Source organism: Aquabacter sp. L1I39, from assembly GCF_017742835.1.
Taxonomy (GTDB): domain Bacteria; phylum Pseudomonadota; class Alphaproteobacteria; order Rhizobiales; family Xanthobacteraceae; genus L1I39.
Map to the genome: position 1 here is coordinate 2597421 of NZ_CP072392.1, position 24478 is coordinate 2621898.

At 67.8% G+C, this 24478-nt stretch carries 22 protein-coding genes and 1 tRNA gene; 8 read left to right on the forward strand and 15 right to left on the reverse strand.

What is annotated here, in order from left to right; translation table 11 throughout:
- The gene (locus tag J5J86_RS11410) at positions 1-1818 is read right to left on the reverse strand and encodes a class I SAM-dependent DNA methyltransferase (RefSeq protein ID WP_209105055.1); all 1818 of its coding nucleotides are present in this window, start codon (positions 1816-1818) and stop codon (positions 1-3) included.
- Between the two features lie 169 nt (positions 1819-1987).
- Entirely contained in the window at positions 1988-2389 is a 402-nt protein-coding gene (locus tag J5J86_RS11415; RefSeq protein WP_209105056.1) for a terminase small subunit, read from the reverse strand.
- On the opposite strand from J5J86_RS11415, the gene J5J86_RS11420 reads away from it, so the two are divergent.
- Complete coding sequence (locus J5J86_RS11420) at positions 2389-2955, forward strand: DUF3987 domain-containing protein (protein WP_209105057.1); 567 nt, start codon at positions 2389-2391, stop codon at positions 2953-2955. The two genes, J5J86_RS11415 and J5J86_RS11420, sit on opposite strands and share 1 nt — an antisense overlap.
- Here J5J86_RS11420 and J5J86_RS11425 read toward each other — a convergent pair.
- From J5J86_RS11425 to J5J86_RS11450, 6 genes are all read right to left on the reverse strand, one after another.
- Positions 2854-3231 carry a DUF3987 domain-containing protein gene (locus J5J86_RS11425; RefSeq protein WP_209105058.1) on the reverse strand — a complete coding sequence of 126 codons (378 nt, stop codon included), beginning with the start codon at positions 3229-3231 and terminating at the stop codon, positions 2854-2856. The genes J5J86_RS11420 and J5J86_RS11425 overlap by 102 nt on opposite strands.
- Positions 3228-3383, reverse strand: a complete 156-nt coding sequence (locus J5J86_RS11430; protein ID WP_247658492.1) for a toprim domain-containing protein — start codon at positions 3381-3383, stop codon at positions 3228-3230. Before J5J86_RS11430 ends, J5J86_RS11425 begins: the two co-directional genes overlap by 4 nt.
- The gene (locus tag J5J86_RS11435) at positions 3380-3769 is read right to left on the reverse strand and encodes an Arm DNA-binding domain-containing protein (protein ID WP_209105060.1); all 390 of its coding nucleotides are present in this window, start codon (positions 3767-3769) and stop codon (positions 3380-3382) included. The genes J5J86_RS11430 and J5J86_RS11435 overlap by 4 nt, the downstream gene beginning before the upstream one ends.
- A gap of 170 nt (positions 3770-3939) precedes the next feature.
- Positions 3940-4029, reverse strand: a tRNA-Ser gene (locus J5J86_RS11440).
- 944 nt (positions 4030-4973) lie between these two features.
- Positions 4974-5837, reverse strand: coding sequence for a 2,3,4,5-tetrahydropyridine-2,6-dicarboxylate N-succinyltransferase (gene dapD / locus J5J86_RS11445; RefSeq protein WP_446698673.1), 864 nt, complete (start codon positions 5835-5837; stop codon positions 4974-4976).
- 302 nt (positions 5838-6139) lie between these two features.
- On the reverse strand, positions 6140-7759 hold the full coding sequence (locus J5J86_RS11450) for a peptide chain release factor 3 (RefSeq protein ID WP_209105061.1): 1620 nt from the start codon (positions 7757-7759) through the stop codon (positions 6140-6142).
- 83 nt (positions 7760-7842) lie between these two features.
- Here J5J86_RS11450 and J5J86_RS11455 point away from each other — a divergent pair, with 83 nt between their 5' ends.
- The gene (locus J5J86_RS11455; RefSeq protein WP_209105062.1) at positions 7843-8280 is read left to right on the forward strand and encodes a hypothetical protein; all 438 of its coding nucleotides are present in this window, start codon (positions 7843-7845) and stop codon (positions 8278-8280) included.
- A 26-nt stretch (positions 8281-8306) separates the two neighbouring features.
- On the opposite strand, the gene fdxA is transcribed toward J5J86_RS11455, so the two are convergent.
- The 4 genes from fdxA to J5J86_RS11475 form a co-directional block, all read right to left on the reverse strand.
- Positions 8307-8642 carry a ferredoxin FdxA gene (fdxA, locus tag J5J86_RS11460; protein WP_209105063.1) on the reverse strand — a complete coding sequence of 112 codons (336 nt, stop codon included), beginning with the start codon at positions 8640-8642 and terminating at the stop codon, positions 8307-8309.
- A gap of 82 nt (positions 8643-8724) precedes the next feature.
- Complete coding sequence (locus J5J86_RS11465; RefSeq protein WP_209105064.1) at positions 8725-9018, reverse strand: RNA-binding S4 domain-containing protein; 294 nt, start codon at positions 9016-9018, stop codon at positions 8725-8727.
- A complete protein-coding gene (locus J5J86_RS11470) occupies positions 9019-12408 on the reverse strand; it encodes a helicase-related protein (protein ID WP_209105065.1) in 3390 nt (1129 codons plus the stop codon).
- 318 nt (positions 12409-12726) lie between these two features.
- Positions 12727-13455, reverse strand: a complete 729-nt coding sequence (locus tag J5J86_RS11475) for a class I SAM-dependent methyltransferase (protein ID WP_209105066.1) — start codon at positions 13453-13455, stop codon at positions 12727-12729.
- Positions 13456-13620: 165 nt separating this feature from the next.
- On the opposite strand from J5J86_RS11475, the gene gloB reads away from it, so the two are divergent.
- Together gloB and J5J86_RS11485 are read left to right on the forward strand one after the other, a co-directional pair.
- Positions 13621-14394, forward strand: coding sequence for a hydroxyacylglutathione hydrolase (gene gloB / locus J5J86_RS11480; protein ID WP_209105067.1), 774 nt, complete (start codon positions 13621-13623; stop codon positions 14392-14394).
- Positions 14395-14405: 11 nt separating this feature from the next.
- Positions 14406-14822: a cupin domain-containing protein gene (locus J5J86_RS11485; protein WP_209105068.1), complete on the forward strand. Its 417-nt coding sequence runs from the start codon at positions 14406-14408 to the stop codon at positions 14820-14822.
- Between the two features lie 645 nt (positions 14823-15467).
- Here the strand turns inward: J5J86_RS11485 and J5J86_RS11490 are convergent.
- Positions 15468-17492 carry a c-type cytochrome gene (locus tag J5J86_RS11490; protein ID WP_247658335.1) on the reverse strand — a complete coding sequence of 675 codons (2025 nt, stop codon included), beginning with the start codon at positions 17490-17492 and terminating at the stop codon, positions 15468-15470.
- 132 nt (positions 17493-17624) lie between these two features.
- On the opposite strand from J5J86_RS11490, the gene ligA reads away from it, so the two are divergent.
- Both ligA and J5J86_RS11500 read left to right on the forward strand, forming a co-directional pair.
- Complete coding sequence (gene ligA, locus J5J86_RS11495) at positions 17625-20072, forward strand: NAD-dependent DNA ligase LigA (protein WP_209105069.1); 2448 nt, start codon at positions 17625-17627, stop codon at positions 20070-20072.
- A 209-nt stretch (positions 20073-20281) separates the two neighbouring features.
- Complete coding sequence (locus tag J5J86_RS11500; RefSeq protein ID WP_209105070.1) at positions 20282-20779, forward strand: ferritin; 498 nt, start codon at positions 20282-20284, stop codon at positions 20777-20779.
- 27 nt (positions 20780-20806) lie between these two features.
- Here J5J86_RS11500 and recR read toward each other — a convergent pair whose 3' ends face one another.
- A complete protein-coding gene (recR, locus tag J5J86_RS11505; protein WP_209105071.1) occupies positions 20807-21412 on the reverse strand; it encodes a recombination mediator RecR in 606 nt (201 codons plus the stop codon).
- Between the two features lie 364 nt (positions 21413-21776).
- Between recR and J5J86_RS11510 the strand changes: the two genes are divergently transcribed.
- Positions 21777-22973: an HPP family protein gene (locus J5J86_RS11510; RefSeq protein ID WP_209105072.1), complete on the forward strand. Its 1197-nt coding sequence runs from the start codon at positions 21777-21779 to the stop codon at positions 22971-22973.
- Positions 22974-22975: 2 nt separating this feature from the next.
- Positions 22976-23386 (forward strand): group III truncated hemoglobin, encoded by a 411-nt coding sequence (locus J5J86_RS11515; protein WP_247658337.1) that lies wholly within the window; start codon positions 22976-22978, stop codon positions 23384-23386.
- A gap of 198 nt (positions 23387-23584) precedes the next feature.
- Here the strand turns inward: J5J86_RS11515 and J5J86_RS11520 are convergent, their stop codons facing one another.
- A complete protein-coding gene (locus J5J86_RS11520; protein WP_209105073.1) occupies positions 23585-24478 on the reverse strand; it encodes a type 1 glutamine amidotransferase in 894 nt (297 codons plus the stop codon).

A 24478-nucleotide genomic window follows, 5' to 3' on the forward strand; every position in this document is an offset into this window, starting at 1 on the left:
CTACGACCGATGCGCCCACACCTTCTTCTCCGCCATCTGCATCGCCGCAACTGTCATCTTCTGGCTCTGATCAATGAGTCCTGAGCCTAGGAATGGCACATCATCTTCTTCAGCCTCCGCCGCCCCGACATACCGTCCTGGCGTCAATACGTATCCGTGCACCTGAATCTCATTCAACGTCGCCGACTTGCAGAACCCGGGCACGTCCTCATAGCCCCCGGCATCTCCTTCGCCCCGCCAAGCGTGATAGGCTCGGGTGATCTTCTCGATGTCGGCGTCGGAGAACTCCTTGCGCGTGCGGTCCACCATGTGGCCGAGCTTGCGGGCATCGATGAACAGGATCTCGCCGCGCCGATCACGCAGCTTCGCGTTGCGGGCGATGCCGTTCGATTTGTCCCGTGCCAGGAACCACAGGCAGACCGGAATCTGCGTCGAATAAAAGAGCTGGCCCGGCAGCGCCACCATGCAATCGACGACGCCGGGCGCGCCGTTCACGCCCTCGATCAGCGCCCTACGAATTTCCCCTTCGCTGTTCTGCGTCGAGGACATCGAACCGTTGGCGAGTACGACACCCGCGACGCCCGAGGGCGACAAATGGTGCACGATATGCTGCACCCAGGCGAAATTGGCGTTGCCTGCCGGCGGGACGCCGTATCGCCAACGAACATCTTCGCGCAGCCGGTCGCCGCCCCAGTCGGATATGTTGAACGGTGGGTTGGCGAGGACGAAGTCCGCCTTCAGATCGCGCAACTCGTCCTTATGGAAGCTGCCCTCGCTGTTCCATTTGATGTCCGCATCGATGCCACGCACCGCGAGGTTCATCTTGCACAGCCGCCACGTCGTGTAGTTCGACTCCTGGCCATAGACGGCGATGTCGCCGATGCGGTCGCCGTGCAGCTCCACGAACTTCTCAGACTGCACGAACATGCCGCCCGAGCCGCAGCACGGGTCATAGACGCGGCCTTTGAAAGGCTCGATCATCTCGACCATCACCCGCACCACCGAGCGCGGGGTATAGAACTCACCGCCACGCTTGCCTTCCGATCCGGCAAACTGGCCGAGGAAATACTCATAGACGCGGCCGAGCACGTCGCGCGCCTCGCCCTTGCCTTGGCCGAGCGCGATGCCGGACACGAGATCAATCAGTTCGCCGAGCATCACCGCATTCAGCGCGGGGCGGGCATAGTCCTTGGGGAGCACGCCCTTGAGGTTCTCGTTGTCCTTCTCGATGGCGATCATTGCCTCGTCGATCATCTTACCGATCGTCGGCTGCTTCGCGTTCGCCTGCAGATGGGACCAGCGCGCCGTGGGCGGCACCCAGAATACGTTTTCCGCCGCATACTCGTCCCGGTCCTCGGCACCCTGCGGATACTCGGCCAAAAGTTCCACGCGCTTGGCCTCGAACGAGTCGGAAATGTGCTTGAGGAAGATCAGGCCGAGCGCGACGTGCTTATAGTCCGACGGCTCCATATTGCCGCGCAGCTTGTCGGCAGCTTTGAAGAGGTCCGCTTCGAACCCCAGATCACCGCCCCGCCCATTTTCGGCGCGGGTCGCCTTGGTCTTCGGTGCGGCACTCAGGGGCGGACCGGGTTGCTGTGGTTCTTCGCTCTTTTGCTCCGCGTCGGCACCTGGAAGCGAGACAGAACCACCCCTTCCGCGCCCGAGCTTCACGAGGCCCTCACTCACCAACTCTTCCTTGACGTTGTCGTATGTGGCTTCGATCCACCCCAAAGCATCGCGAAGCCGGCCGTTGCCGGCAGATCCACCGAGATCCCCCAGAGTTGCCAGAAACTTGTCCCTGAGCGCCAGCCTCGACATCCACAAAACCCCTATCGCCGCCCCTGCACCTGAGGCAGTGGGCACGGCAAATCTACCATTCCGAGCATTGCAAGCCGGATCACACGAATCGCGCTATTTGGGCTGAATCCCACAGGCCTGCCAAGGGGGACCGCGGGCCATTTCCTGCCCGTTTGAGGGGGGCGGCGGCTCATGCGCAGTCCTCGCCTCGCTGGAAGTCTTGCAGCAGGGATGCCACCGGATTTTCGGTACCTTTTTCAGCAGGAGCTGAGAGTAATCCGAGGTGCCGCGCGAGTTTCTCAAGGGCTGCGAGCTTATCCCAGACCTGAATGGCGGCCTTTCGTTCCAACGTCCCATCGCCCATCTCGCGGGTCGTGATTTGCAGGGATCGGATAGCCGCACGGTCGTCCGGATCGAGTTGGCTCAACGGTTTGAGTTTGCCTTCCGCATCAAAGAGCTGCCCGATGTCCGCGAAGGCGATGCGGGCCAGTTCCTGCAGGACGCGGGTCGCTTCCACGCCCGCCGCCTCTGCCCGGCGTTCCATCGCTTCGGCGATCGCCTGAGCGATGTAAGGTTTTGACAGGTTCGGCAATGAAGAGCCCAGCGTTGAAATATGCGCTTGCGCCGCTCCACAAAATCGAGCGGGCGTGGCGGAAGGAGTGGGAAAGCGAAAACGCTCAAGCTGAGGCGGACGCCGAAGTCACAAAGCTCGCCCTTGAGGAGGCGCGGAAGGAGGCCAAGAAGAGGCTCAAGGATCATGACCGTGACGCGGCAAGGGAGATCATCGCCGAAGCGCAGGAGGCGGCTCTCGAAACCCCGAAGCGCAAAAGGCTGATGGTGAACGATGCGACCGTTGAAAAGCTGGGGGAGCTCTTGAACGAAAACCCGCGCGGCTTGCTCGTTGTTCGAGATGAATTGCCCGGCCTTCTCGCGAAGCTTGAGGATGAGGCATTTCAGGTCGACCGGGCCTTTTTCCTTGAGGCCTTCAATGGCGATGCCGCTTTCAAATACGACCGCATCGGGCGGGGCACCGTCGAAATCGAGATCGCAACTCTCTCACTGGTGGGCGGGATCCAGCCCGCATCCGCGCGGGTTACAGCCCGCGAACCGCGCGCCAGATGGGAGCCGAGAGGGCGGCCCCACCACAGCGCCCCATAGGTTCGGGACCACCGTCCAGTCATCGAATTGCTTCGGCAGGATGCGAACCCGGTTCCCAATCAAGGTTGCGCAGGCGACCAGGGCGCCCACGGCCACAAAATCCGGAGGACATTGGGTGCGGTCGGAGACGTCGAAGACATAATTCCCGATCACCTGCGGCAGCGTTTGGGGCAGCAACTGCTCGACCGCAGGAAGGGCAGCAGCGATCGGCTGGGGATCGAGCAACGGGGCAGACGTTTCTTCGAACGGCACGGGAGTAATGATGTCGATATTCATCGCCCATTCTCCTGCTGGCGTTGCAGGACATCATTCCAATCGAGACCATCCGGCGGTTCTGCCCAGAAGACATGCCATCCCAGGGAGGAGGCGCGTTCGCCCAGCACGCGGCCCGCTTTGCGCCCCGCCCGGTCGGCATCGATGGCGATCACCAACTCGCTAGGCTCCGGCGGAAGGTGGAATGGGTCGGCGTCCAGTGCGGCTTGTTCATGCCGTACCATTCGCGGGCGAGGTGTTCGAAGGTCACATGGGCCGGGGCGGTGGCAACACGCCTGCGATCCGCTTTCTCTGCAGATGGATCTTTGCCCTCGCGAAGCAGCTTCTTCTGGGCCATGCGGGCCTCACGGGCTTCCTGGAGGCTGATGTCCGGGTACGGCCCGATGGTGAGGAGCTTTTCCTTGCCGGCGATCTCGTACCGCAGACGCCACACCTTGCCCCCTGCCGGGGATATCGCGAGATGGAGACCGCCGCCGTCGGTCAGCTTGTAGGGCTTGTCAGCTGCCTTGGCCTTGCGGATCTGCATGTCTGTCAGCGGCATTTACCCGGCCTCCCCTTTACCCGGTTTCCGGAGGCGGCCTTACCCGGCTTTTACCCGGGATCGACTGCGCTTTAGCGCGATATCGTGAGACGCCCTGCAGCCGATATGGCGCGCAAACCGAGCGCTGGCAAGGGTTCTGAGGCTTTATGAGAGGGGGTGAAAATGAGTGTTGGCGGAGAGAGAGGGATTCGAACCCTCGATACGGTTTCCCGTATACACGCGTTCCAGGCGTGCGCCTTCAACCACTCGGCCACCTCTCCTCAGCGCGCGGGCGCGCTGCAGCCCTGGACTTCACCGGGGGCGGGCTGCGCCTCCCCGGCGGCCGGCGAACCGGCGTGCGCATCTTCACATGCGCGTCGCATGATCAGGCGAGGATCTGGACATCCTGCGGGATCCTTGAGGCGCCAAGGCGCCGGCGGATCTGCCTGTGCGAACTTGCCAGGATCGCATCCGCTATGGATGCCGACGCGGAAATCCGCGCCACCCAGGCAAGGCGGCGAAATATACCGAGCGAAGGGGCTCTGGCAAGCCGGATTTCACGCCGTCCCCAATCATCCGTGCACAGGCCTTGCCGGGCTGCGGAACGCAGGCCTGCCAGCACCTGCCCTTCGGAGTGTCATGGCCCGGCTGAAGGCCCCGCGTCCCTGGCGGGCCCGTGTTTTCTCACCGCGCGCTGCGGTCGCACCGCACGGCCAACGTGCTGCGGCGACCAGCAGGAGGCGGGCACCTGCTGCTGTCGTGACGGGCGTCGCGATCGCCTGGGATCAACCGCGCGGGCTGTTGGCCGAGGGGTCTTCTTTCCCCGACGGGTGGCGCCGCTCCTGCGCATCAGGGGAAAGCGTGTAGCGATCAACGCTTGGCATGGCGAGACGGGGCAAGGTCCGCTTGTTCGGCGGTGCCCCGCCGGCTCCGCACGAGATCGTTGGCGGAGGGCTCTCTCGTCTTGGCGGGCCACGCATCCTGTCTGCGCGCGGCGGCCGCCCTGTGGCCTGGCGCGTTCGGAGAAAAACGTCGGAAGGGACCCCACAGCAAAGGGGCCCCACGCATTGGGGGTGGCTGCGGCGCCCGAGGGTCGATCCGACGGGGCACCGTCGGCGGAAGGGTGCCCTTCCGCCGCGCCGCGGCTGTACAGGCGGCACCGCGCCCCGAGGCGACGCCCCGAAAGGGCGGCTCCAGGCGCGGGCGCCGGTGCTGGTGCCGTGGATCAGTCCCGCAGCAGATCGTTGATGGAGGTCTTGGCGCGGGTCTGCTCGTCCACGCGCTTCACGATCACGGCGCAATAGAGCGAGGGGCCGGGGCGACCGTCGGGCAGGGGCTTGCCCGGCAGAGAGCCCGGCACCACCACGGAATAAGGCGGCACCTCGCCGATGAAGATGTCGCCGGTCTCCCGGTCGATGATCTTGGTGGAGGCGGAGATGAAGACGCCCATGGACAGCACGGAGCCGCGCCGCACCACGACGCCCTCCACCACCTCGGAGCGGGCGCCGATGAAGCAATTGTCCTCGATCACCACCGGGCCGGCCTGGAGCGGCTCCAGCACGCCGCCAATGCCGACGCCCCCGGACAGGTGCACATGCTTGCCGATCTGGGCGCAGGAGCCCACGGTGGCCCAGGTGTCCACCATGGTGCCCTCGCCCACATGGGCGCCGAGATTCACGAAGGAGGGCATCAGCACCACGTTCGGTGCGATATAGGCCGAGCGGCGCACCACGGCGCCGGGCACCGCGCGGAAGCCGGCGGCGCGGAAGTCGTCGGACGTCCAGCGCTCGAACTTGGAGGGCACCTTGTCCCACCAGGCCGCCCCGCCGGGACCGCCGGTGATGATGTCCATGTCGTTGAGGCGGAAGGACAAGAGCACCGCCTTCTTGAGCCACTGGTTCACCTGCCAGGTGCCGTCCTCCAGCGGCTCGGCCACGCGCACCTTGCCGGCGTCGAGCAGAGAGAGGGCCTCCTCCACCGCCTCGCGCACCGCGCCGCGGGTGGAGAAGCCGATCTCGGCGCGGTTCTCGAAGGCGGCGTTGATGACGAGTTCAAGGTCGGGATTGGCCAGGGCGGCGGTCTCAGACATAACCGTACTCCAATTACCATTATTTGTTTTGCGGAATGGCGAAGAGCAATGGACCTGCTTGCCTCGCCTGTTAGCTAATTTTGTCGGCAATAACCCCAAGCATTACTGCGATAAATGCTAGGGTGAAGGTCAGAATCTTTAAATCTTGACGTATATGAAGGAGCAGGGCGCCATAGTGCGTCCCTTCGCTTTGACTGTAGAGGTGGCGTTCGGATGAATTCCGTCTCCTGGAAGCCCAGCCAACTGCTGCCAAAAAGACGAAGCTCAACAGAGTGAACATATTCCCCCTCCCTTTTGTTCGCTCACCCGCGTTCCTTCACGGCCACGAATTTCAGCTTGGGCCATTCCTCGATGGCGCGGTCGAGCACCCATTGGCTGCGGGCGAGATAGACCGGGGCCTCGTCGCGGTCGCGAGCGATGGAGGAGCGGGAGGTCTCGATGAAGCGGTCGATCTCGGCCCGCTCGCCCACGATCCAGCGGGCGGTCACGAAGGAGACCGGCTCGTAGCGGATCGGAACGCCATATTCCTTTTCCAGGCGCGAGGAGAGCACGTCCAGCTGGAGCGTGCCCACCACGCCGACGATGGGCGCGGGATCGGAGACCGGGCGCAGCACCTGCACCACGCCTTCTTCCGCCATGTCTTGGAGGGCTTTCGAGAGCTGCTTGGCCTTCATGGGGTCGGACAGCAGCACCCGGCGCAGGATTTCCGGCGCGAAGTCGGGAATGCCTTCGAAACGGATGGTCTCGCCTTCTGAGAGCGTGTCGCCCACCCGCAGCATGCCGTGGTTGGGAATGCCGATAATGTCGCCGGCCACCGCCTCGTCCACCGTCTCGCGCTCCTGGGCGAAGAAGAAGATGGGGTTGGCGATGGCCATGTTGCGCTTCTCGCGCGCATTGAACAGCTTCATGCCGCGCTTGAAGGTGCCGGAGCACAGGCGCACGAAGGCCACCCGGTCCCGATGGTTGGGGTCCATATTGGCCTGCACCTTGAAGACGAAGCCGGAGACATGATCTTCCTGCGGCTCCACCACGCGGCCATTGGCGGTGCGCGGCAAGGGCGAGGGGCCGAAGGTGCCGAGCCCGGTGAGCAGTTCCGCGACCCCGGCTTCCTTGATGGCGCTGCCGAAGAAGACGGGCGAGAGGTGGCCCTCGCGGAAGCTGTCCACCTCGAAGGCGGGGAGCACGCCGAGCGCCAGGGTCAGGCCCTCCACCGCATCGGCCAGGATCCGGCTGTCGAACTCATCGAGGCCGTCCATGCCGAGGAGGTCCTCCACCTCGTCGAACGGCACGATGCGGGTGAGCGGCCCGCCGCGCTCCTCCGCCAGCAGCGCCCGCTTGCTCTTCACGTCGATGAGGCCGCGAAAGTCCGTGCCCATGCCGATGGGCCAGGTGAAGGGGGTCAAATCGAGCGCCAGGGTGGCGGAGATGTCGTCCATCAGCGCCAGCGGGTCGATGCCTTCCCGGTCCACCTTATTGATGAAGGTGAAGAAGGGAATGTCGCGCAGGCGGCAGACCTCGAACAGCTTGCGAGTCTGGCTCTCGATGCCCTTGGCGGCGTCGATCACCATCACCGCCGCGTCCACGGCCGAAAGGGTGCGGTAAGTGTCTTCCGAGAAGTCGGAGTGGCCGGGCGTGTCCAGAAGGTTGAAGACGATGCCGTCGCGCTCGAACGTCATCACCGAGGAGGTGACCGAGATGCCGCGCTGCTGCTCGATCTCCATCCAGTCCGAGCGGGTGCGCCGGCGCTCGCCGCGCGCCTTCACATGGCCGGCCATGCGGATGGCGCCGGAAGCCAGCAGCAGCTTCTCGGTGAGCGTGGTCTTGCCCGCGTCCGGATGCGAGATGATGGCGAAGGTCCGCCGGTGCGCATAGTCGGGGAGGGCGGCGGTCGGCGCCGCGCCGGTTTCTGTCTGTTCGAGCATGGGCGCCTTATAGTCAAAAACGCCGCCGCACGGAACGGCCAAGCGTGCCGAACTCAGGCGGGACTGCAGAAGGAAAATGGCGGATGAAAAAGCCAGTGGGAGCCGCGCGGACACGGCGGGTGCGGGCCGCCGTCGCAACCGCCGTCCTGTGCCTCGCTTTGCCGGCCCTGGCGCCCGAGGCGAAGGCGCTGCTGGCGCCGCACTATTACGAGCAGGCGCGGCGGGAGGCGGCGAGCGTGATCGTGCTGGAGATCAGTGCCGTGACGCCGCCGGAGGGCGCCTTCGGCCAGTGCCAGGTGGCGGGCATCGTGCGGCGGGTGGAGCGGGGCACCGCGTTCGCGGCGGGCCAGGCGGCTACCATCGGCGTGCCATGCGCGACGCCGCAGGCGCGGCCGCCTTTGGGCGGCACCATCTACCAGGACATGGCGCGCCTGAAGGCTGCGCCCTATGGGCGCGCCTATCTGGACGCGGCGGGCGGCCTGGCCCTGTCGCAATACGAGGCGCTGGACGCCTTGCCTTGAGGCTTGGTCGGAACCTTAGGCGGACGTCAGTCGCCCTGGCCGGGCTCGGGGGAGAGCAGCTCTTCCTTGCCGGGCTTGCCGTCCCATTCCTTGGCGTCGGGCAGGGGATCGCGCTTCAGCGTGATGTTCGGCCAGGCCTGCGCATATTGGGCATTGAGCGCGAGCCATTTCTCAAGGCCCGGCTCGGTGTCCGGCTTGATGGCCTCGGCCGGGCATTCCGGCTCGCACACCCCGCAATCGATGCATTCGTCGGGATGGATGACGAGGAAGTTCTCGCCCTCGTAGAAGCAGTCCACCGGGCAGACCGAAACGCAGTCCGTATATTTGCACCGGATGCAGTTCTCGGTGACGACGTAGGTCATGGCGGTTCCCTTTCGCGCGCCGGACTAGCGCAGGCCCCCTTTCCGCGCAAGGGCGGGAAAGGCGGGGGAGGCATGCGGGGCGCTACTTTTCACTTTGTTCTGATGTCAAATCTTCGAATATCTCGGCTGCTGCTGTAGCATTTCCCCGCCGGGGCGAAAAGTCGCGAATGCGCAGCACGCGCACGCCGGCGTCCAGGGACACCGTGACCACCTGCCCGACGCGCACCGCATGGCCGGCGCTGACGATGCGGGCACCATCCACCCGCACATGGCCGGACCGCACCAAGGCGGTCGCGGCGCTGCGCGAGCGGACCACGCGGGCATGCCAGAGCCACAGATCGAGGCGCTGGCGATCCTCGCGTTCGGCGACGAACACTCAGCTCCCCTTCTTCTCCGCCTCCAGGCGCGCCTTGAGCGCGGCGAGGGCGGCGAAGGGGCTGTCCGGGTCCATGGGCTTGTCGCGGCGCCGGTCCTGGTGGACCTGCACCCGCTCGGGACGCGGCCCGCGCTGGGGCTCGCCCTCGCGGGGGCCGCGGAAGGGGCGGTCCTGGCGGGGCGGGCGCTGGCCCTGGTTCTGGCGGTCATTGCGCTCGGCGGGTGCTTCGCCCGCGCCGGAGGCGGCGGTGCGCTCCTGCGGCCGATCGGAGCGGCGGTTCTGGAAGCGTCCGCCCTCTTTGCGCTCGCCACCCTTGCGCTCGCCACCACGCTCGCGGCCACCTTCGCCCTGGCCATGTCCTTGGCCATGTCCTTGGCCATGTCCTTGGCCCTGACCCTGTCCGTGGCGCTGGCCTTCGCGGCCGGAGCGCTCGCGGCGCGGCGCGCCCGGCGGACGGCCGGGACGCCATACCTCGATCAAGGCGGGTTCAAGCGAGGCAGGGTCTGCAGTGGCTTCGCTGCCCTCGGCGGCAACGGTCTCCACCGCGCCGGCCTCGGTCGCGACCGCAGCGTCCGTCTCGCCACCTTCGGTAGCCGCCTCGGGCGTCTCTTCGGGGCTGGCATCCATCTCGGCAGCGGCGTCTTCCGCCTGAGCGTCTTCCGCCTGAGCGTCTTCCGCCTGAGCGTCTTCCGCTTGGGCGTCCTGTGCCTCGGCGTCGGGACCGTCCGCAGGCGCCTCCACAGCCTCCACCGCCTCCACGGCATCGGCAGCATCGGCGGCATGCGCCTCGGGCGTGGGGGCGACGTCAGCCTCGGGCGCGGCGGGCGCTTCCACCGGATCGAACAGCAGATCCGCCTCGATGGCGCCTTCGGGCGCCGGGGCAAGCTCGGGTGCGGCTTCCGCGGCCGGGGCCTCGGGCGGCGGCGCGGCGCGGCGCTCCATCCGGTAGCCCAGCGAGCGCAGGATGGAGGCGAAGTCCTCGCCGGAGCAGCCGGCAAGCGAGGTCATGCCCACGGTCACGGTGAAGCCGCGGCCATCCACGGCGCCGGCGGGCTTGGGCCCGGGCGACTGGGGACGCCAGGCGAGCGCCGGGCGGATGAGGTCCGCAAGGCGCTCCAGAATGTCCACGCGCACCGCCCGCTCGCCGCACACGCGGAAGCCCACGGCCCGATAGAGGCCCTTGTGGATTTCCGGGTCCACCGGAATGGAGGTGCGCCCGCTCGCCGCAAGGTGCGGCAATTCGTCGAGCCCCTTCTGGGCGAGGCCGCCATGCTTGAGGGCATAGAGCTCGGCCGCCAGGGCGCGGGGCGCGGGCTTCAGCAGGCCGGGCAGATAGATGTGATGGGCACCGAAGCGCACGCCATAGCCACGCAGCGTGGCCCGCGCGGCCTGATCGAGGGTCTTCATCTCCTCGGCGACGCGGGTGCGCTCCAGCACGCCGAGGGCCTCGACGATCTGGAAGGCGATGCCCCGGCCGATGCCGGTGATGTCCTCGGCCTCGGCGAGCTTCTGGAGCGGGCCCAGCAGCTTTTCCACATGGGCCTTCAGCCACAAGGCGAGGCGCGCCTCCACCTGGTCGCGGGCAGCGCCCGTGAGGTGCTCGTCGGCGATGATCTTGAAGCGGGGCTTCAGGACCTCGTCGCCGGGAATGAGCTTGGCCACCGGCTCGCCGGTCCAGCGGATGGTGCCGTCGGCGGTGAGGACGAACGCCTCGTCCACCGCCATGCCCACCCGGGTTGCGCGCGCCTCGATCTCGCCCGCCAGGGCCTTTTGTGCGGCGGCGCGCAGGGCCTTTGCCTCCTCGCCACCCGCCGTCGGATCGGGTGCGAACTGGAAGCCCTGCAGATGGCCGATCACATGGCCCTCCACGGTGACATCGCCGGTCTTGCTGATCTCAGTTTCGAGCATCGTTTTCTCTCGCAGGCGCCGCATGAGCACGCTGGTTCTGCGGTCCACGAACCGCTGAGCCAGCCGTTCGTGCAGCGCGTCGGACAGCTTGTCCTCGACCCCTCTCGTGACGCCTTGCCAGTGCCCCGGATCCTTCAACCAATCGGGACGGTTGGCAACGAAGGTGAGGGTCCTCACCTGCGCAATCCGTCTCGATAGCGTGTCGATGTCGCCTTCTGGGCGATCGGTCAAGGCGATTTGACGCGCGAACCACGTATCGGGGATAAATCCACCCGTTCCCACATGGTGAAAGAGCCCCCGCACCAGGTCCGCATGGGCGCCGGGGGAGATCTTGCGATAGTCCGGCACCTGGCACGTCTCCCACAGCCGCTCAATGACGTGGGGGGAGGTGGCGATGGCCGCAATATCGGCGTCAGCGCTCATGATTTCGAGCACTTGCACGTCGTCGGCGGTGGGCGCGCGGGTCAGTCCGTCCTCCCGTGGGGGAAGGCCGAGGCTGTCCTTCAGCGCCGCCAGCGAGCTGTAGTCGGGCACGGCGTTGCGCCATTGCAACACCTTGGCGGTGTCGAACACATGGGCTTCCAGCCGCTCCACCAATTCGGGCTCAAAGGGCGGGCAGCGCCCCGTCGTGCCGAACGTGCCGTCCCGCTGCGCCCGGCCGGCGCGGCCGGCGATCTGGGCCATTTCGGACGGGTTGAGGCGGCGGAACTGCCAGCCGTCGAACTTGCGGTCCGAGGCAAAGGCCACATGGTCCACGTCGAGATTGAGGCCCATGCCGATGGCGTCGGTGGCCACCAGATAATCCACGTCGCCGGACTGGTAGAGCTCCACCTGGGCGTTGCGGGTGCGCGGCGAGAGCGCGCCCATCACCACCGCCGCGCCGCCCCTCTGGCGGCGGATCAGTTCGGCGATGGCATAGACCTCCTCTGCTGAGAAGGCGACGATGGCCGAGCGGGGGGGCAGGCGGGTGATCTTGCGCTCGCCCATGAAGGACAAGGTGGAAAGGCGCGGCCGGACCTGCACATTGATGCCGGGCATCAGCCGTTCCAACAGCGGGCGCATGGTGGCCGCGCCGAGAATCAGCGTCTCGAAGCGCCCGCGCCGGTTGAGCAGGCGGTTGGTGAAGACGTGGCCGCGATCAAGGTCGGTGGCGAGCTGGATCTCGTCGATGGCCACGAACGCCACGTCCAGGTCGCGCGGCATGGCCTCGACGGTGGCCACCCAATAGCGGGCGTTCGGCGGCTTGATCTTCTCCTCGCCGGTGACGAGGGCCACCTTTTCCGGCCCCACCCGCTCGACGATGCGCTGATAGACCTCGCGGGCGAGCAGGCGCAGCGGCAGGCCGATCATCCCGCTTTCGTGTCCGAGCATGCGCTCGATGGCCAGATGCGTCTTGCCGGTATTGGTGGGACCCAAGACCGCCGTCACGCCCCGCGCACGGATGGAACGCGGGAGAACGGCGAGCTTCGTGACATCATCCATGAGCGCCAGAACTGCCCGCTGCGAGAAGAGTGGATCTGTAGCATATCGGGACGCCAATGCCAGAATGCCACCCCGGGTGGAGAACGGGAAGAGAACGAAGCAGGCGCGAATCGGTTTGCAGGGGGAGTCAGCGATTCGTTCCCCGGTGTCCCATCTTGGGACTCGCACGGCGGGAAGCGGGGAACGCAGGCGGATCAAACCGGGTGCGAATCGCTGCAGGACCCGCGATCGCACTCTGTTCCCCCGAAAGACGCACGGACCGGGAGCCGGGTTCCATTCCGCAAAATATTGCCGGCGAAATATCCTTGATTCGCCGACTCAGCTTGCCGGCACGCCCTGCCCGAACACGGGCTCCAGCACCTGGGAGAAGGCCGGACGGCGCACCAAAACGGGGCGATGGAGTTGCTTGGTGGCTTCCACCAGGAGCACGCCTGAGAAGGGAAGCGAGAGGCCTCCGCCCACCCGCTCCCAGGCATAGGCGGTGCGCAGCAGCCAGCGGCTGGAGACGGGCGGGAAATACAGCGCTTCGCTCCAGCCCACGGGCGTGAACAAGGTCTCCCGCAGCAGCCGCACCACCTGGCCCCGCGAGAACGGGCGGCCATTGCCGAAGGGTGTGGTGTCGAGCCGCGCCCAGACGCCACGCCGATTGGGCACCACTGCCAGCAGGCGCCCGCCGGGCGCCAGGATGCGCCAGACTTCCCGCAGCATCTCCGCCGCATCCGGCGTCGTCTCCAGGAGGTGGACCGCCACCACGCGGTCGATGGAGGCGTTGGGCAAGGGCAGCGCCGTCTCGTCGGCGAGGGCCGCCAGGGTCGGGGCGGCGGAGGGCCAGCGCACCACGCCCTGGGCAGCGGGCATCACTGCGATGCAGCGCTCCGCCTCTTCCCGGAAGGCGCCGAGATAGGGTGTGGCATAGCCAAGCCCGAGGACGGAGAGACCTTGCACGTCGGCAAAGCGCGCCCGGACCGCGCGCCCCAGGATGCGGCGTGTCACCACGCCGAGCGGCTGGGCATAGAAGCTGCGCAGGTCCACGACGTCGAGAAACATGGTCTCCCCTCTCCGGTGCACTGCTTATAACATGGCTTGCGACCGGGCTTTGCCATACCGCCGCCGCGTGAGACGGCTATGTCGGTCCTCTCCCGGCCTGGGCCGGCATGGGATGCGGCGTGCGCGCCGTGCCCCCGCGTAAGATGACCGAAGGGAAACACGACCATGGCTGCCGAGATCCGGATCGTCCCCTGCCTCAACGACAATTATGCCGTTCTGCTCCACGACCCCACGACCGAGGCCACGGCGGTGATTGACGTTCCGGAGACAGCCCCGGTGCTCGCGGCGCTCGGCCGGGAGGGCTGGGATCTCACCCATATTCTGGTGACGCACCATCATTCCGACCATGTGGCGGGGGTGGAGACGCTGAAGGCTCAGTTCGGCGCCACGGTGGTGGGTCCGAAGGCCGAGGCGCCCGGTATTCCCGGCATCGATATGGCGGTGGTGGACGGCGACCCGGTGGCGGTGGGCGCCTTCGTGGGCCGCGTCATGGAGACGCCCGGCCACACCGCCGGCCATGTGGTCTATCTGTTCGAGCGCGAACATCTGCTGTTTGCCGGCGACACGCTGTTCGTCATGGGCTGCGGCCGGCCCATCGAATGCGACCCGCCGGTGCTCTGGCGGTCCTTGCTGCGCCTGCGCAGCCTGCCCGACGACCTCCAGGTCTATTGCGGCCACGAATATACGGTGGCCAACGCCCTGTTCGCCCTCTCGGTGGACCCGGAGAACGGCGCCCTGCGCGGCCGCTTCGCCGAGGCGGAGCGGGCGCGGCGGGAGGGCAAGCCCACCATCCCCACCTTGCTGGGCGACGAGCGCCTCACCAATCCCTTCCTGCGGGCGGATGATCCGGGCATGGCCGAGCGGCTGGGGCTCGGCGAATCCGATCCGGCTGCCGTCTTCACCGAGTTGCGGGCCCTCAAAAACGTGTTCAAGGCGTGACGAGGGCCGAGATGACCGCCGCCGAGATCATCGCTTTGCTCGACCTCCAGCCCCATCCCGAGGGCGGGCATTTTCGCGAGACGTTCCGCGAGGCGGGGGAGGGCGGCGGGCGCGGTGCTTCCACGGCCATCTATTTCCTGCTGGCGGCGGGAGAGCGCTCCCATTGGCACCGGGTGGATGCCAGCGAGACCTGGCACTTCTATGCCGGCGCACCCTTGCGGCTTTCCATTGCCGAGGAGGGTGGGGCGGTGCACCATCTGGTGCTCGGCGCCGACCTGATGGCGGGCGAGCGGCCTCAGGGCGTGGTGCCGCCCTTTGCCTGGCAGGCCGCACAGAGCCTCGGCGCCTGGACGCTGGTGGGGTGCACCGTGGCCCCCGCCTTCCGGTTCGAGGGCTTCGAGCTGGCCCCGCCCGGCTGGGAACCCTGACGGGGCGTCTTTAGGCGTTCAGTCCCGCTGGAAATGGCCGGGAGTGTAGATCCAGACCACGAGGCCCTTGATGCGCGTCCGGGGCGCCACCCACCGAGGATCGAGCGGCGCGGCCTGCGCCTGGGTGGCCGGCATCGGCGCCGTCGCGATTGCGCCTGATCTGGCGACCGGTGATGTGGATCTGGACACCTTGGCCCCCGATACCTTCTGTGCCGGGGTGTCGGAGAGGCGCGCCTGCCCTTGACCCGGGGTGCCCGGGCCCGCCCCGGGAAGCGCCAGCGCCTCCCCCGCGGATGCAGGTCCGGCCATGGCCAGGGCTGGCAGGAGGAGGAGTGCGGCGGCGGTCTGGCGCATGGTCCGGTCCTCGCCGTCCCGTCACGCAGATCATGCCCCTGTGGAGCATGCAGCGCGGGCGGCAGACCTCAGCATGACCGAAGGGCACGGCGATGGAAAGCCGGACGTCCTCCCCGCATGAGGCCGGGGCTGGACGGGCCGCCCGATGCCCTTCGCCCGATGCCCTTCGTACCCATGGGCGCCCCCAAAAGCACGGCACCCGGCCGTCCCTTCCGGGCGGCCGGGTGCGGCGTCCTGTCCTGCGGGCTTGTCCTGTTGGCCGGGCATAGGCCCGGCCCCGTGTGACAGGCCCTATTTGGCGGCGTTGAACTGCGGCGCCTGGAGCTGGAGGGTCTGGATCACCTGCTGGCCGAAGCTGGTCAGCAGGGCATATTGGTTCGCCACCGAATTGTTCGGCTGCGCCAGCACTTGCGGGCAATAGGCGGTGATGAGGGCATTGGCCACATCCGCCTTCTTGGCCTTGGGATTCTGCTGGGCCAGCGTGTTGGCGAACTGGCTCGCCGCGTCGCCGCTCACCGGCGGGTTCACCTTGCCGATGAGGCTGGTGGCGGCGTCCACCAGCGCCTTCGGCGCCTGCTTGCCGCTGGCGTCCGGGCAGGTGAGCTTGGCGGAGATGGAGGTGGGCTGGCGGGCCACCAGTGAGGTACCCGTGGGCGTCGCCCAGATGGTGGCCACGTCCGGCATGGGAATGGCGGCAACACCCGGCGAGACGGTGGCCGCCGCCTGCAGGGTGAAGCGGCGCAATTCGTTGGCCTTCTGCCAGTCAGGCAGATTGCTGGCTGCCACCACCGGGCAATAGGCAGCGGTCAGCGCATCCACCACGGTGCCCGGCGAGGCGTCGCTGTCGGCCGCCTTGTAGGTGTCGGCGAGCATCTGCGTGCCCCGCTCGCCGCCTTGCATCATCTTGGTGAGCGCGGCCACCGCCTGCGGATCCGGCCCGGTGACGCCCGGCGCACCGCCCACCTTCGGGCAATCGAAGGCGGAGGCCTGCTGGGTGCCGTAGTCCGGCACATGGGCCGTGGCCCGCCAGGCGGCCACCATGCCGGCGCTCACATTGGGATCGGCGGTATTGCCCCAGGAGGTGCGCACATAATTGGCAAGGCTCGCCACTTGCTGGTCGGAGAGGCGCCCGGCGAAGGAGGGCATGGGGCCATAGGTGCCGCCCGCCGGCAGGCCGCCGAGAATGGCCATGATGACATTATAGGGCTCGGCCGCGTTCACCGCCGGATTGCCCGCCAAGGGCGGGATGATGTCGGTGGAGCCGGAGCCCTTGGACTGGTGGCAGGGGGCGCAATTGTCCACATAGAGCTTGGCGCCGCGCTGGAATTCAGCCGGCGAGAGGCGCGAGGCCGCCTGCGGGGCGGGCTGGTCCTTGGGCGGCGGGCTATCGAGGAGATAGGTGACGAGTGCCTCGCGGTCGGCGGGCGTGAGATAGGCAAGGCTCTCGCGCACCACCTCCGCCATGGGGCCGAACACCGAGGTCTTGCCGGGAGCCGAGCCGTCGGTGAAGAATTTGGTGAGCGTGTCCTTGGTCCAGCCGTCTTTCTTCAGCTGCGCCGCGTCGATGCTGGGCGCCCAGAAGCCGTCCACCTCAGAGCCGAGGAACTGCTCCTTGCCCTTCACCGCGCCCATCACGTTGCGCGGGGTGTGGCAGTCGGCGCAATGGCCGAGCACTTCGGCGAGATAAGCGCCGCGATTCCACTGGTCGCTCTTGCCCGGGGTCGGCTTGAAATAGGCCGGCTCGAAGAACAGTTCGCGCCAGGCCAGCATGCCCAGGCGGATGTTGAAGGGGAAGTTGAGTTCGTTCTCCTTGCGCGCCACCGGCTGGGCGGGGATGCGGCGCACGAAGGCCCACAGCGCCTTGAGGTCATCCTCGCCGATGCCGGTATAGGAATCGAACGGCATGGCCGGATAGAGATAGGCACCGTCGGCGCGGATGCCGTTGTGCAGGGCGTTCTTGAACTGGTCGAACGTCCACGTGCCGATGCCGTAGGTGGGATCGGAGGTGATGTTCACCGAGAACATGGTGCCGAACGGGGTCTTGAACGGCAGGTTGCCCGCATAGGGCGTCTTGGGGTCGCCCGTATGGCAGGGCATGCAGTCGGCGGCGCGGGCGAGATAGGCGCCGCGCTCCACCAGCGCAGAATCATCCCCGGGTGCGGAGGCGGTGGAAGGAGTGGTGGCAGGAGTTGTGGCTGGAGCGGCTGCGGGCGTGGCCGGTGCCGCAGCGGGCGCCGCCTGCTGGGCGAAGGAGGGAGTCGCCGTTACGAGAGCCGCAACGGAAGCCGCTGCCATCATCAGTTCGCGCAGGCCCATGAGCTATCCCCTGGTGTTTCTTAATCCCTAGTCTGTACATCTTACAAAAAGGCGACGCTTCCGCATCCCCCGTTCGCGTCTTTGCCTGCGGCCAGTTGCCGGGGCGGACGCATTGAGCCAAAAAGTGTCGCCATGACCGACGCCCCCAGCCCCGCCTCCTCGCCCCGCCACGTGCCGGTTGATCAGCTGTCTCGCGCAGACGCCGCCATCGAGCATGGCGCGCTCGCGGACGAGATCGCCGGGCATGACCGGCGCTACTACCAGGACGATGCGCCGCAGGTGTCGGACGCCGATTATGACGCCCTGCGCCGCCGCTACGAGGCCATCGAGGCGCGCTTTCCCGAGCTGCGCACGCAGGAGAGCCTCTCCGAGCGGGTGGGCGCGGCGCCGTCGAGCCGCTTCGCCAAGATCGCCCACACCGTGCCCATGCTGTCGCTGGCCAACGCCTTCTCCGACGAGGAGGTGGAGGAGTTCGTCGGTCGCGTGCGGCGTTTCCTGGACCTGAAGGATGGGGACGAGGTGGCGTTCACCGCCGAGCCCAAGATTGACGGCCTGTCCTGTTCACTTCGCTATGAGCGCGGCGAATTGAAGAGCGCAGCCACGCGGGGGGACGGTTCCGTGGGCGAGGACGTCACCGCCAATGTGCGCACCATCGCCGAGATCCCCCACCGCCTCGACGCCCCCGATGTGCCTGAGATCATCGACATTCGCGGCGAGGTCTATATGGACGCCGCCGATTTCCAGGCGCTGAATGCGCGCCAGGAGGAGGCGGGTAAGCCGGTCTTCGCCAATCCCCGCAATGCCGCCGCCGGCTCGCTGCGGCAGCTTGATTCCAACGTGACCGCCAGCCGGCCGCTGCGCTTCTTCGCTTATGCCTGGGGCGAGGCCACCAGCCTGCCGGCGGAGACGCAGAAGGGCGTGGTCGACGCCTTCGCCCGCTGGGGGCTGCCCACCAATCCGCTGACCATCATCGCCACCGACACGGCGGGCCTGCTGGCCCATTACCGCAGCATCGGCGCCCAGCGGGCCGAGCTTGGCTATGACATTGATGGCGTCGTCTACAAGGTGAACCGGCTGGACCTGCAGCGGCGCCTCGGCTTCATCTCCCGCTCGCCCCGCTGGGCCCTGGCCCACAAGTTTCCCGCCCAGCAGGCGGTGACCGAGCTGCTCGACATCGAGATCCAGGTGGGTCGCACCGGCGCGCTGACCCCCGTGGCGCGGCTGAAGCCCATCACGGTGGGCGGCGTGGTGGTGGCCAATGCCACCTTGCACAACGAGGACTATATTCGCGGCATTGGCAATGACGGCGCGCCGATCCGTGAGGGGCGGGACATCCGGGTCGGTGACTTCGTCATCATCCAGCGCGCCGGCGACGTGATCCCGCAAGTGGTGGACGTGGTGCTGGACAAGCGCCCCGCCGACGCCCGCCCCTACAGTTTCCCCCACACCTGCCCGGCCTGCGGCTCCCATGCGGTGCGCGAAGAGGACGGCTCGGTGCGCCGCTGCACCGGCGGGCTCATCTGCCCGGCCCAGGCGGTGGAGCGGATCCGCCATTTCGTCTCCCGCAACGCTTTGGATATCGAGGGGCTGGGCGACGAGAACGTGCAGCTTCTGTTCGATGCCGGCCTCCTGCGCACCCCCGCCGACATCTTCCGCCTGCACACCCATGCCGAGGCCGTGCGTCGGGCCTTCCTGGAGGCGCGGGAGGAGCGGGCGCAGAAGCGCGAGGCGGAGACGGGGCGCGCCCGCAAGAAGGTGCTGAGCGAGGAGGAGCGCCAGTTCCTGGGCGTCGACAAGCTGTTCGCGGCCATCGACGAGCGCCGCGCCGTGCCGCTGGCCCGCTTCCTTTATGGGCTGGGCATTCGCCATGTGGGCGAGGTGACGGCCAAGGCGCTGGCCAAGGCTTTCCGCTCCATGGACGCCTTCATTGCGGCCCTGGAAAAGGCTGTGCCCGCGCGCCCCGGCGAGGCGTGGCAGCGCCTTTTGGGTGTGCCCTATGTGGGTGGATCGACCGCGCAGGCGCTGGCCCTGGCGAGCGCAGAGGTAACCGGCGTCGATCCCGAGGCGGCGGTGCGCGAGCTGTTCAACCGCGCCGCCGTCAATGCCCGCCAGCGCGTGGCCCTGCGCACCGCCTATGGCGAGGACGCAGCGCTCCTCGCCGCCATCATTGAGGCGCGCCAGGCCCTGCCGGGGGCGGATTTCCTCGATCTCGCGGCGGTGCCCGACGTGGGCACCGTGGCGGCCACCTCCTTGTGCGAATTCTATGCGGAGGAGCACAATCGCACCTTGCTGACCGCTCTGCTGGCCGAGGTGAAGGTGGCCGATGCGGAGGTGGCCCAGCCGCCGGCTTCCTCGCCGGTCGCCGGCAAGACCGTGGTCTTCACCGGCTCGCTGGAGCGCATGACCCGCGAGGAGGCCAAGGAGATGGCCGAGCGGCTCGGCGCCAAGGTGGCGGGCTCGGTGTCGGCCAAGACGGATCTGGTGGTGGCCGGCCCCGGTGCCGGCTCCAAGCTGGAAAAGGCGCGCAGCCTCGGGGTGGAGGTCATCACCGAGGACGAATGGTTCGCCCGCACCACCTGACGGGGGCAAAGGTCGGAACCATTCCAGGAAGGCGCGCGCCCCGGCGCGCCCGCTGGATTTCCGCTTAAGTGTTTGAATTGGAAGAATGAATATGTGAGCGCGCCGGGCGCGCCTACGATTGATCCCCAAGAGCCAGATTGTAGGTTCACGCGCCGTGACCGGACCGGCGCCGCCGTGTCACGCCCAGTTTGACGAACCTGGAGCGTAAAATGGTTAGCGAGAAGCTCGAAGCCAAGTTGAACGACCTGCTCAACGGCGAGCTTGAGGCCCATCACATCTATCTGCAGGCGGCAGCCTGGGCGTCGGCCAACAATCTGGAAGGGGCCAAGGACTTCCTCCTGAAGCATGCGGCCGAGGAATTGACGCACATGCTGAAATTCTTCGCCTTCCTCGACGATCTCGGCGCCCCCATTTCCCTCAAGGCGCTGCCCAAGCCCGAAATCCCGGCCAACGACCTGACGGGCCTCGTCAAGCGCATCCAGGAGGAGGAGCGCAAGGTCAGCCGGAACATCTTCGAGGTGATCGAGCTGGCCCGCGCCGAGCACAGCTACGAGACCGACCAGTTCCTGCAATGGTTCGCCGCCGAGCAGCATGAGGAGGAGAAGCTGTGCCGGCAGATCCTGGACAAGATCGCCCTCATCGGGGAGGGGCCGAACTCCCTTTATCTGGCCGACCGGGAACTTGCCCGTCTCGCCAAGGGCCACTGACGCGGAAAGTCCCCGCGCCCGTTCTCCTCACAGGGGCGTGCGGGCGCGGATGGCCGCGGAGAGTGTGCCCTCGTCCAGATAATCCAGCTCGCCGCCCACCGGCACGCCCTGGGCGAGGCGCGTCACCTTCACGGGCGCCTCGCGCAGGAGGTCGGTGACATAGTGGGCGGTGGTCTGGGCATCCACGGTGGCGCCCAGCGCCAGGATGACCTCGGTCACGCCCTCGCCCTGCACCCGCGCCACCAGCGAGGCGAGGTTGAGGTCGTCCGGCCCGATGCCGTCCAGCGGCGAGAGGACGCCGCCGAGCACGTGATACTTGCCGCTGACCGCCCCCGAGCGCTCCAGCGCCCACAGGTCCGCCACCTCCGCCACCACCACCAGGAGGCTGGCATCGCGGGAGGTGTCGCGGCACACCGTGCAGGGGTCGCACACATCCACGTTTCCGCAGGTGCGGCATTCGACGATCTTGTCCAGCGTGTCCTGGAGCGCGGCGCTGAGCGGCGCCATCAGCCCCTCGCGCTTCTTGATGAGGGTCAGCGCCGCCCGGCGGGCCGAACGCGGCCCCAGGCCCGGCAGCCGGGCCAGGAGCTGGATGAGGCGTTCGATCTCGGGGCCGGCAACGGCGCGGGGCATGGCAAGGCCTTGTGGGAATTCGGGGCGGGTGCCCCTGATGTAGCGCGCCCGCCCCGTCTGCGCCATGCCCTGGCGGCAGAGGCCCGCGCCCGGCGCAGCCCGTCCCCCGCGCGCCTGCGGCAAGATAAGGTTGCCGAGACAATAGGCAGACCGCTAAACAATTGGGCAACAACACGCGCCCGGATGGGGGGCGGACCCGAGCCGGCTGGACACGCTTAGCGGCCATGCGGCTTGGGGTCTCCGTCTCCTTCTCAAACAGAAAGAGCGATTGCGCTGCTTGGATCACCGCATCCGAGGCGCTCGTCCTTTCGCCGAAGGGCGCAGGCGCGGCGCAGGTTCCCTGCGTCGCCATGGGAGATCCGCCATGTCCTCAACCCTTCGCGCCGCGCTGGCGCGCTATGTGCCCTTGCCGGCGGTCAGCCCCGTCGAGAAGCTGCGCGCCGGGCTCGGCGCGTGCCTCGGACTGGTGCTCACCGGCTTCATCACCTTGCTGGCGGTGGGGCCGGGGCCGGCGGTGCCCTGGCTGATCGCCCCCATGGGCGCTTCCTCCGTGCTGCTGTTCGCGGTGCCCTCCAGCCCGCTGGCGCAACCCTGGTCCATCCTGGGCGGCAATCTGGTGGCCGGGATCGTGGGTGTCACGGCGGGCCTGCTGGTGCCCTCGCCCCTCCTGGCGGCGGGGCTGGCGGCGGGGATTGCCATCGCCGCCATGCTGTGGCTGCGCTGCCTGCACCCGCCGAGCGGCGCCGTGGCGCTCACCGCCGTGCTGGGCGGCAGCCAGGTCCATGCGCTCGGCTATGGCTTCGTGCTGTGGCCGGTGATGGTCAATTCCCTCCTGCTGCTGGCCGCGGCGCTCGCCTATAACCGTCTCACCGGCCGCGACTATCCCCATCTGGCGCCCGCCGCCGCCCCGGCGGCGAAACAGGCGGTCGCGCCGTCCGCCCGGCTCGGCTTCACCGGGGCGGACCTCGACGCCGTGCTCGCCACCTATGACCAACTGCTCGACGTGAACCGGGCCGACATCGACCGCGTGGTGCGCCTTGCCCAGGTGCGCGCCTTCGGCCGGCGCTGGGGCGAGATCCGCTGCGCCGACATCATGACCCGCGACGTGACGGCGGTCTCCCCCGACACCTCCATCCGGGAGGCCCATGCCCTCATGCGCGCGCACCACGTCAAGGCCTTGCCGGTGACGGACGAGCACGCCCGCGTGCTGGGCATCGTGACGCAGACGGACCTTCTGGACAAAGCGAGCTGGGGCCCCAAGGGGCCGAGCGTGAGCTTCGCCCATCGCCTGCGCCATGTGGTGCGGTTGTCCCAGGCGCCGCAGGGTTCGGTTCAGGAGATCATGACCACGCGCCTGATCGCCGCGCGCCCCGACATGCTGATCGCGGACCTCGTCCCCCTCATGGGCGCTCCCATGGGGGATACGCACATTCACGCATTGCCCGTCGTGGACGCGCACGACAAGCTGGCGGGCATCGTCACCCAGTCCGACCTCATCAGCGGCCTGTTCCAGGGCCGGCTGACGCAGGATGTGCCGGACCAGGAGAAGGAAGACGCCTGACCGTGGCCGAACCTGTCGACACGCCTCTGGATGACACGCGCATCCGCCATCTGGTGGAGCGCTTCTATGACCGCATCCGCGCCGATGCCGAGCTTGGTCCGGTCTTCGAGGCTGCGGTGGAGGATTGGGACACCCACCTTTCCATCCTCACCGACTTCTGGTGCTCGGTGATGCTGGCGGCCGGTCGCTATAAGGGCAATCCGCTGGCGGTCCATGGCGCGCTGCCGCTGCCGCCGGAGCGCTTTGAGGCGCTGTTTCCCCGCTGGCTGGACCTGTGGCGGGCGACCACGGCGGAGCTGTTCGCGCCCGACATCGCGGCTCTGTTCGCGGAGAAGGCGGAGCGCATCGCCAGGAGCCTTCAGGCGGGCCTGTTCTTCGATCCTGCCAAGGCCGGGCGCGGGCGCCCGGGGTGAGGGCGGCGCTGCAAGGCGCGCCGAGGCGCAGTGCCGTCATCGTCCGCTGTCATCTTGCGCGTCATGGCCGGGCTTGTCCCGGTCCTCCACGGGCAGGGGCCGGGCGAGACGCTCCGGCCGGTGCCCGCGCGGCGCGGCGTGGATGCCCGGGACACGCCCGGGCATGACGGCCCAAGGAAATGGCCGTCGTCCGGCCCCTTAGCCGCGGCCGCGGGCGGCGCGGGTGGGGATGACCTGGTGGCGGACCCAGTTACGGATTTCCATGGTCCGCAGATCCTTGGAGATGACCGCCCCGTCCACCCCGTGGCGCCAGACGAGGGCATGGTTGGCCGGGTCGCGCTCGAGCGCTTCCAGGTCGCCGATGAAGCTCTGTTCTTCCTCCTCGTCCAGGAAGAAGCCCTCGGCCACCAAGGAGGGGCTGAGGCGGCGGAAGATGGCGGCCATTTCCCGGAACGGATATTCGGGATGATACTGCACGCCCCAGGCCATGGCGTTGCCGCAGGGGATCTCGGCCGCCTGGACCTGAGAATGCTCGTTGGTGGCGAGCAGCCGCGCCCCCTCGGGCAAGGTGTCCACCTCGTCCAGATGCACGGTCATGGCCTCGAAGACGGGGGGCTTCTCGTCGAACAGGCGATGGCCGGCGCCCGCTTGCGTGAGGCGGATGCGGCGACCGAAGCCCACTTCGCGGCCGCGCGGATTGCGCCGCACAACGCCGCCAGCCGCCACCGTGATGAGCTGAAGGCCCCAGCAACTGCCGAAAATGGGCGTGCCGGTGTCGAAGGCGGCGCGCAGCAGGTCAATCTGCTGCTGGATGGGCGGGCCGCCGTGATAGATGTTCAGCGAGGAGCCGGTGATGGCGATGCCGTCATAGCCCTCCAGGCCGCCGCGATCCGGCAGGTTCGCGCCGGGGTCCGCCGGATAGCAGATGTCCACCACCGCATCGGGGAACAGCTCACGCAAGAGGCGGGCATAGCCCTCGCTGGCGGCCTCGCCGCCGAACTGCACCTGGCGGGCGCGGGCTTCAGCGGTATTGCCTTCCATGACCAGAAGGCGCGCGGACTGGGAACGGGACGGCGTAGCGGACGACGACAT

Coding starts and splice junctions, on each gene's coding strand:
- J5J86_RS11475 (WP_209105066.1), bottom strand. CDS start 13,455: ATGTTTCTCGACGTCGTGGACCTGCGCAGCTTCTATGCCCAGCCGCTC.
- J5J86_RS11510 (WP_209105072.1), top strand. CDS start 21,777: ATGTCCTCAACCCTTCGCGCCGCGCTGGCGCGCTATGTGCCCTTGCCG.
- J5J86_RS11410 (WP_209105055.1), bottom strand. CDS start 1,818: ATGTCGAGGCTGGCGCTCAGGGACAAGTTTCTGGCAACTCTGGGGGAT.
- J5J86_RS11470 (WP_209105065.1), bottom strand. CDS start 12,408: ATGGATGATGTCACGAAGCTCGCCGTTCTCCCGCGTTCCATCCGTGCG.
- J5J86_RS11450 (WP_209105061.1), bottom strand. CDS start 7,759: ATGCTCGAACAGACAGAAACCGGCGCGGCGCCGACCGCCGCCCTCCCC.
- ligA (WP_209105069.1), top strand. CDS start 17,625: ATGACCGACGCCCCCAGCCCCGCCTCCTCGCCCCGCCACGTGCCGGTT.
- J5J86_RS11425 (WP_209105058.1), bottom strand. CDS start 3,231: ATGAATATCGACATCATTACTCCCGTGCCGTTCGAAGAAACGTCTGCC.
- J5J86_RS11500 (WP_209105070.1), top strand. CDS start 20,282: ATGGTTAGCGAGAAGCTCGAAGCCAAGTTGAACGACCTGCTCAACGGC.
- gloB (WP_209105067.1), top strand. CDS start 13,621: ATGGCTGCCGAGATCCGGATCGTCCCCTGCCTCAACGACAATTATGCC.
- J5J86_RS11420 (WP_209105057.1), top strand. CDS start 2,389: ATGAAGAGCCCAGCGTTGAAATATGCGCTTGCGCCGCTCCACAAAATC.
- fdxA (WP_209105063.1), bottom strand. CDS start 8,642: ATGACCTACGTCGTCACCGAGAACTGCATCCGGTGCAAATATACGGAC.
- J5J86_RS11490 (WP_247658335.1), bottom strand. CDS start 17,492: ATGGGCCTGCGCGAACTGATGATGGCAGCGGCTTCCGTTGCGGCTCTC.
- recR (WP_209105071.1), bottom strand. CDS start 21,412: ATGCCCCGCGCCGTTGCCGGCCCCGAGATCGAACGCCTCATCCAGCTC.
- dapD (WP_446698673.1), bottom strand. CDS start 5,837: ATGTCTGAGACCGCCGCCCTGGCCAATCCCGACCTTGAACTCGTCATC.
- J5J86_RS11520 (WP_209105073.1), bottom strand. CDS start 24,478: ATGTCGTCGTCCGCTACGCCGTCCCGTTCCCAGTCCGCGCGCCTTCTG.
- J5J86_RS11435 (WP_209105060.1), bottom strand. CDS start 3,769: ATGCCGCTGACAGACATGCAGATCCGCAAGGCCAAGGCAGCTGACAAG.
- J5J86_RS11485 (WP_209105068.1), top strand. CDS start 14,406: ATGACCGCCGCCGAGATCATCGCTTTGCTCGACCTCCAGCCCCATCCC.
- J5J86_RS11455 (WP_209105062.1), top strand. CDS start 7,843: ATGAAAAAGCCAGTGGGAGCCGCGCGGACACGGCGGGTGCGGGCCGCC.